The organism is Streptomyces sp. SID3343 (genome assembly GCF_009865215.1).
In the GTDB taxonomy this organism is placed as follows: Bacteria; Actinomycetota; Actinomycetes; order Streptomycetales; family Streptomycetaceae; genus Embleya.
Window position 1 is genome coordinate 1 of the sequence record NZ_WWJX01000424.1, and the last position, 7,134, is coordinate 7,134.

The 7,134-nt window shown below is 70.4% G+C and carries 5 protein-coding genes and 1 pseudogene; 4 read left to right on the forward strand and 2 right to left on the reverse strand.

The window, feature by feature from the left end; translation table 11 throughout:
• Window positions 1-1,181 (forward strand): annotated as a pseudogene (locus tag GT354_RS13885) (pyruvate dehydrogenase (acetyl-transferring), homodimeric type); the annotation flags it as partial.
• Between the two features lie 62 nt (window positions 1,182-1,243).
• Here GT354_RS13885 and GT354_RS13890 read toward each other — a convergent pair.
• Complete coding sequence (locus tag GT354_RS13890; RefSeq protein WP_161356616.1) at window positions 1,244-2,941, reverse strand: hypothetical protein; 1,698 nt, start codon at window positions 2,939-2,941, stop codon at window positions 1,244-1,246.
• Between the two features lie 245 nt (window positions 2,942-3,186).
• Here GT354_RS13890 and GT354_RS13895 point away from each other — a divergent pair, with 245 nt between their 5' ends.
• Window positions 3,187-3,744, forward strand: a complete 558-nt coding sequence (locus GT354_RS13895; protein WP_161356617.1) for a DUF4291 domain-containing protein — start codon at window positions 3,187-3,189, stop codon at window positions 3,742-3,744.
• A 98-nt stretch (window positions 3,745-3,842) separates the two neighbouring features.
• Here the strand turns inward: GT354_RS13895 and GT354_RS13900 are convergent, their stop codons facing one another.
• A complete protein-coding gene (locus GT354_RS13900) occupies window positions 3,843-4,634 on the reverse strand; it encodes an SDR family NAD(P)-dependent oxidoreductase (protein ID WP_161356618.1) in 792 nt (263 codons plus the stop codon).
• 100 nt (window positions 4,635-4,734) lie between these two features.
• Here GT354_RS13900 and GT354_RS13905 point away from each other — a divergent pair, with 100 nt between their 5' ends.
• Both GT354_RS13905 and GT354_RS13910 read left to right on the forward strand, forming a co-directional pair.
• On the forward strand, window positions 4,735-5,397 hold the full coding sequence (locus tag GT354_RS13905; protein ID WP_161356619.1) for a TetR family transcriptional regulator: 663 nt from the start codon (window positions 4,735-4,737) through the stop codon (window positions 5,395-5,397).
• An 817-nt stretch (window positions 5,398-6,214) separates the two neighbouring features.
• Window positions 6,215-7,134: hypothetical protein (locus GT354_RS13910; protein WP_161356620.1), on the forward strand; the 920-nt coding region annotated here is incomplete at its 3' end.

The following is a 7,134-nucleotide window of genomic DNA, read 5'->3' on the forward strand; positions in this document are numbered from 1 at the left end:
TCAAAGGCTCCGGAAAGCAGGAGATCGCCACGACGATGGCGTTCGTTCGGCTCGCCAAGGACCTCATGCGCGTGCCGGAGACAGGCCGGCGATGGGTACCGATCGTGCCCGACGAGGCCCGCACGTTCGGGATGGAATCGATGTTCCCGACAGCCGGCATCTACTCGCCGCACGGCCAGACCTACGACGCCGTGGACCGCGAACTCCTGCTTTCCTACCGGGAAGCCGTCGACGGGCAGATCCTCAACGAGGGCATCACCGAGGCCGGCGCGGTCGCCTCCTTCACCGCGGCGGCCACCGCCTACGCGACGCACGACGAACCGATGATCCCCTTCTACGTCTTCTACTCGATGTTCGGCTGGCAGCGCGTCGCCGACCAACTCTGGGCGCTCGCCGACCAGATGGGCCGCGGCTTCCTGATCGGCGCCACCGCAGGTCGCACGACGATGACGGGGGAGGGGCTCCAACACGCGGACGGCCACTCCCAGTTGATCGCCTCCACGAACCCCGCGTGTGTGTCGTACGACCCGGCCTTCGGGTACGAGATCGCCGTGATCGTCCGGGACGGCCTGCGCCGAATGTTCACCGCGACCACCGAACACCCGCGCGGCGAGGACGTCTTCTACTACCTCACGCTCTACAACGAGCCGCTTCCGCAGCCCGCGATGCCCGACCTCGACGCGGCCGAGGGCATCCTGCGCGGCATCCACTGCTGCGCCCCGGCGCCGGACGCGGACGCCGAACTCCTCGCGAGCGGCACGGCCGTGCGCTGGGCGCTGGACGCGCGGCGCCTACTCGCCGAGGACTGGGACGTCACGGCCCAGGTGTGGTCGGTCACGTCGTGGACCGAGCTGCGCCGCGACGCGCTGGCGTGCGAGGAAGACGACCGGGAGCCCTACGTCACCAGGGCGCTGGCCGAAGCCCGCGGCCCGGTCGTGGCCGTCAGCGACTGGATGCGCGCGGTCCCGGACCAGATCGCCCCATGGGTCCGGCAGCCCTGGACCTCCCTGGGCACGGACGGCTTCGGCCTCTCCGACACCAGGGCCGCGACCCGCCGGGCATTCGCCGTCGACGCACCGGCGATCGTGGTCAAAACCCTGACCGCACTGGCCCGCGACGGCAAGGTCAAGCCGGACGCCCCACAGCGGGCGCGGGAGCGCTACGGCCTGCCGGCCGGCTGACCCGGGAGCGCGAAAGGGGACCGCCACGGGAAGTGGCGGTCCCCTTCATGTCGTGGACGTGCTCAGCTCCCGGCGATGAGCTGTGCCGGGCCGAAGGCGGTGCCGTCGGTGCCGGGGAAGGTGTAGACGTTGCCGCCGGCGGCCTGGGCCCAGACGTCGGCCTTGCCGTCGCCGTCGAAGTCGCCTTCGGTGGAGACCTTCGGGTAGGCGGCGGTGTCGAAGCCGGTACCGATCAGGGTCCGATTCTGGTCCCGGCCGAGGGCCGCGACGTCGACGGTGCCGTCGGCGTTCCTGGCGGAGGCGTACTGGTAGATGTCGCCGGTGGCGCGGTCCCGGGTCCAGACGTCCGCGAGGCCGTCGCCGGTGACGTCGCCGGGGGACATGACGTCGCGGTTCCCCCAGCCGGTGGAGCCGATGACGGTGGCGCGGGAGAAGGAGTTGGAGGTAGCGGTGAACAGGATCAGTCGACCGTTGCCGCTTCCATCGACCTCGACGGTGAGGAGGTCGTGCCTGGTGTCACCGGTGGCTTCGCCGGTGGCGACGAGCTGCCTTACCTGCGACCAATCGTCGGCGAAATCCACGCACGCCTGATTCGTGTTCCCCGGGTCGGCGCATTGATACGGTCGGTAGACCATCATGGTGTCCTGGCCAAGGAAGTACCCGTCCTCCAGGTCACCCATCCCACCCCGTGCGTTCCGATACTTCGTCATCATGTCGCCGGAGATGGTGTAAAGGTTGTCGTCGTCGTACTGGTTGGCGTTTCGGTGGCTCACCAGAAGCCCGGCCCAGGACCGCAGTTCGCTTCCGGGAAGCCGGCGCCCTTCGGATGCCAGAGACGCCAAACGCCCTGCGCCGGCCGGGTCGTCGCCTTGGTCATACATCCTCAGCGCGCCATCGGAGCCCGTCACGAGGACGTCCACCCGGCGATTGCCGTCGATGTCACCCGGCTGCGGAAGCTGCGGCGAGGGATCGTCAGGCACGTAGAACGTGTACGTGGCCTGTTGCGAGACGTTGCCGGCCTTGTCGCGCGTCTGCGCGAAGATGCGGTTGCTGCCCCACAGACCCACCCTGACGGGAGGCGTCTTCCACGTCCCCGACACCGCGTCGTACGTCGCCTCGTGCGCGCCGCCGACGGGAATCGTCCCGTTCAGCGAGTACTCGACGGCCGCGACACCCGACCCGGCATCCGCGGCGGAGAACTCGAACACCCCGGACTGTCCCGCGTACTTGCCGCCACCGTTCACCGGGAAGTCGCTGCTGGAAACGGTCGGCACGCTCGGCGCGGTCGCGTCGACGGTGAACGTGCAGCCCGCCGCCACGTCCTGGCCCGGGTCGGTTGCCACGCCCGCGCGGGCGTTCCACGCGTACGTCTTGCCGTCGACGAACGTGCTGCCCGGAACGAAAGCCTGTGCCTCGTGCCGGTTGGACGCCACCGACACCCAACCGCTGTCCCACACCACGGCGTTGCCGGCGGTGACGTCGGTCAGCTCGAAGCGGGCGCCGACGTTGGCGCCGGAGGGGCTCTCCACCGTCGCGTACAGGTCGACGGTGCCGACCGTGGGGTTGACCCGGCCGATGTAACCGCAGGAGTCGGCGGTCCCGTTCTTCGGGGTGGGGTTCATCCGCAGGCCGGTGGGTGCTCCGGCGTCCTGCACGGCGGAAGCGGGCGCGGCCAGCACGCCGCACGTGAGTACGCCCGCGATCAGGGCGGAGGCGAGGACGGGCAACCGTGATGCGGCGCCGAAAGGTTTGCGTGTCATGGCACGGCACGTAATCAGCGGACTACGACACGCGCAATGGGGATACCGGGCGGCCGTCGTGGCGGAAAGTGTCGAGTTCGGCGCTCATGGCGACCGCGTGACCGCGTCCGAGGATCTTAAATCCGGTTGGTTGTCATTTGTGCAGTGGGGTGACCAACGAGAGAGCGAAAGGGTTGTAGTGATCCATCCCACCACCCGAATATCCATTGGTCGTAAGGGCGTTCGTCCTGTCAACGTGTCGGCTCATGGTGTTGTTCCGGCAGGTTCGAGCCGACTTCGACGCGAGCTCGCTGGTGATCTACCAGGCGTACGCGCCCGCCGTCGCCGATCCCGCTTTGCGGGGTGGGCGGTTTGTCGCGCCGTTCTCGTTCGGGCGGATGACGTGGATCAAGCCGTCGTATCGGTGGCTCATGCATCGCAGTGATTGGGGGCGAAAGGCCGGTCAGGAGCGGGTGTTGGCCGTGCGGATCACGCGGGCCGGGTTCGAGGAGGCGTTGGGGCGGGCGGTGTCGACCGAAGGGTCGGTCGCGGGGGCCGATGTGCACGTGCAGTGGGACCCCGAACGGTCCTTGCGCGGAGCCGCGTCGAATCACTACAGCATCCAGGTGGGGATCGGGCGCGGGCTGATCCGGACTTTCAACGACGAGTGGATCACGGGGATTTCCGACCTGACACCGCTCACCCATCGGATCGCCGCACTGCTTCGCGCCGGCCGTACTGCGCAGGCCCGGCGGCTCCTGCCCGCCGAGCGGCCCTACCCGCTCCCCCTCCACCTCGCCCGCCGGATCGGGGCCGACGGGTAGCGGACGACAACCGCCCGCCTCGCGAGAGCGGGCGGGCAGTCGGTCGGTCGGGCGGCCGGGCGTTCGATCGGCCGTGGGTCGATCGGTTCCACCGTGCGTCAGGCGTGCGTGCCGCCGTCGACGCGGATCTCGGTGCCCGTGATGAACGCGCCGTCGTCCGACGCGAGCATCGCGATGACGCCGGCGATGGTGTCGGGCCCGGCCATCGCGGCGCCGCCCGACTCCAGTTCGGTGGCCAGGATCGGGGACAGCTTCGAGAACAGCGACCAGTCGGTGTCCGCCGGCAGGTAGCCCGGAGTCGCGTCGGTGATGCCGGACTTGATGCTGCCGGGCGCGACGTTGACCGCGCGCAATCCCTGCTTGCCGTATTCCAGCGCCAGCGCGTGCGTGAACGACTGGATGCCGCCCTTGCTCGCCGCGTAGGCCGCCATGTACGGGTGCGCGAAGGCCGCCGAGGTCGAACTGAAGTTGACCACCACGCCCTTGCCGGTCGCGAGCAGCGCCGGCAGCGCCTCGCGCGTCATCAGGAACGTGCCCGTGAGGTTGACCGTGATGATCCGGTTCCACAGGTCGAGCGACGTCTGGTGGGTGTGCTCGGCGCGCAGGATGCCGGCCGCGTTGACCAGGACGTCCAGGCCGCCGAGGTCCGCGATCGCGGCCGCGACGCCCTCGGATACCGACGCCTCGTCCGCGATGTCGACCACGAGCGTGCCCAGGCGCTCGCCCGTGCCCTCCTGCTCGGCGAGCGAGCGCGTCGTGGCAAGCCCCGCCGCGGCAACGTCGGCCGCGACGACCCGACCGCCCTCGCGCAGCAGTCGCAGCGCCGTCGCCTGCCCGATGCCCGAGCCCGCACCGGTGACCAGGATGCGGCGGTTGTCGAAGCGGTTCATGTCAAAGCCTTCTTTCCGGAGAGTTGTGCTCCGTTTGTGCACACTACGCCTAACGTGCACGACGTGCCATTAATTCCCTCGGGTCCACTAGGATGGAGCCATGGACGCAGCAGCAGCGGCACGCGCGCGCCGCGCCGGTCGGCCCTCGCTGACCGAGCGCCGCAAGGCCGATACCCGCACCGAGGTGTCACGCGCCGCGGTACGCCTGTTCGCCGAACGCGGCTTCGACGACACGACCGTCGAAGACATCGCCGCGGCCGTCGGCATGGCGCTGCGCACCTTCTACCGCTACTTCCGCAGCAAGGAGGAGACGGTCGCGCCCGTGCTCGCGGCCGGCACGAGCGATTGGGTGGAGCGGCTTGCCGCAGCCGACCCCGACCTGCCGTTGCTCGCCGCGATGGACCTTTCGTACCGGGCCTCGATGCGGCACTCGCGCGACGTGGACGGCGTCGACGACGCGCAGTTGCGCGTGGTGCTGCGCACGGCCGATGGGCATCCCGCGCTGCGCGCGGTGTGGCTCGCGGTGCACCACGACTGCGAACAGCGCCTGCGCCCGGTGATCGCGGCGCGCCTGACCGCCGACCCCGACGGCCTCGCGGTGCACCTGGCCGCGGGCGCCGCGAACACGGCCGTACGCATCGCCATGCAGCGCTGGGCCACCGAAGACGGCGGCGCCGACGACGCGGCCGACCGGGTGGCGGACGCCCTGTCCCGCATCGCGGACGGCGGCTTGCTGCACGGGGGCGGCGCCGACCGCTGTTGAGGCCCCCGGGTATGACGCCTTCGGGCTCGGCCTTCGGGCTCGGCCTTCGGGCTCGGTCTTTGGACTCTGCCTTCGGGCTCAGCCTTCGGGCTCAGCCTTCCTACTCCGCTCCCGGACTCCGCCTCCGGGGCCATCAGCTCCTGGGCTCGGACCCTCGGACTCAGACCCCCGACGCCCCCGGGGCCCCGACGCCCCGGGCCCCCGACGCCCGCACCGGATCCGCGCCCGATCGGCGAGCCGCCACGCCCGGCGGCGATGCCACGATCCCGAGCCCGCCCGCAGGATCGGCCGTCGTACGCATCCGCGCATCGTGCGCGTGCACGATCGCCTGCGCGGCCGTATACGTCGCCGCCTCGGCCGGCGGTGTCGCGGCGGTGCCGACGACGGACGGCGGTAAGGACGACGGCAAGGACGACGGCCTGTGGGCCGACCGCACGCGCCTGGACTCGGTGCCCGTCTCCCCGACCGACCTCGTCTTCGGGGGCCGGTGGCGTCGGTGCGCCTACACTCGGTGGACGCGAGATATGCGACCAGATGATGAGCCCGTGTCGGCGAAGTCATCGATTCGGTTGACGAGCCCAGGCTCTCTCCCTCGGTAATCTTGCGAACAGATGGTGGTTCACGGCCTCGTGCCGACCGGTCGAACCGAGACTCGTCGCAACCGCTGGGCAACAGCACAGCGTCAACCCAGCCGACCGGTGTGTTGTGCCTCGTCTTACGATGGCGCGACCGAGGGCAAGGCGCGGTGGGCGCCGTTGCGCCACCGGCTCGGGTCCGGGGCATTCGGATTCGGTGAGTCGTTGGGGGTTGATCAGCAGTGTTGCGCGTTCTCGACGATCGCCGGGACGAGGGTGACGGCGTCGCCGGCTCCGGAGCGGCCGGGACCGACACCCTCACCGAGCCGAACGATGTCGACGGGTCGGTCCTCGCACCGGCCGAGCCGATGGCGGGTGAGCCGCGTACCGGGTGGCGTAAGTCGTTGTCCGCGCCGTGGAAGCTGCTGAGCTTCCTGTGGCGCACGCTGTGTGGCGAGTGGCGCGGCATCGTCGCCGACCCGGTCCGCGAGTTGTGGCGCAGCCGCGGCAAGGGGCTCACGCTCGCGGTCGTGGCCAGTTCGGCGGTGATCTTCTTCCACGCCATCGGCCAGACGCACACCGGCAAGGTGGTGGTGCGCCTGGTCGGCGGGGTGAGCGCGGACCTGCCGCTGTGGCTGGCCCTCGTGCGCACGCCCGTCTCGCTGTTCGTCCCGGCGCTCAACCTGCCGGTCTGGGCCGGCATCACGCAACTGTTCCTGGCCTTCGCCATAGCTCAACTCTCGTTGGGCGCCGCGCGGACCCTGATGATCGCGTACGTGACGACCCTCGCGGGCACGATGGGCGCGCGGATCATGATCGCGATCGGCCCCGACCACGCCCTCGGACTGCCCGACAAGGCCGCGCACGTGCTCGACACGGGGCCGTCGGCGGCCGTGGTGGGGCTGTTCACCTACCTGTCGATCATCCACCGCGCCCCCATACTCTTCACGATCACCGGCGGGTCGATGGTCCTGGAGTCGATCATCCTGCCCAACCTCGCCGGCCGCGAACATCTGATCGCGGTCGGTGCCGCGATGATTCTGGGGCTGTTCGCCGGGCGCAGGCGTCCCGCGTGGCTCGCCTGGACGGACACGCCGCGGGCGCGCGTGCGCGCGGGGTACACGGCGGCGGGCGATCGGATGCGGGCGCTCGTACCGCGCCG

Coding starts and splice junctions, on each gene's coding strand:
- GT354_RS13895 (WP_161356617.1), top strand. CDS start 3,187: ATGGTGTTGTTCCGGCAGGTTCGAGCCGACTTCGACGCGAGCTCGCTG.
- GT354_RS13900 (WP_161356618.1), bottom strand. CDS start 4,634: ATGAACCGCTTCGACAACCGCCGCATCCTGGTCACCGGTGCGGGCTCG.
- GT354_RS13905 (WP_161356619.1), top strand. CDS start 4,735: ATGGACGCAGCAGCAGCGGCACGCGCGCGCCGCGCCGGTCGGCCCTCG.
- GT354_RS13890 (WP_161356616.1), bottom strand. CDS start 2,941: ATGACACGCAAACCTTTCGGCGCCGCATCACGGTTGCCCGTCCTCGCC.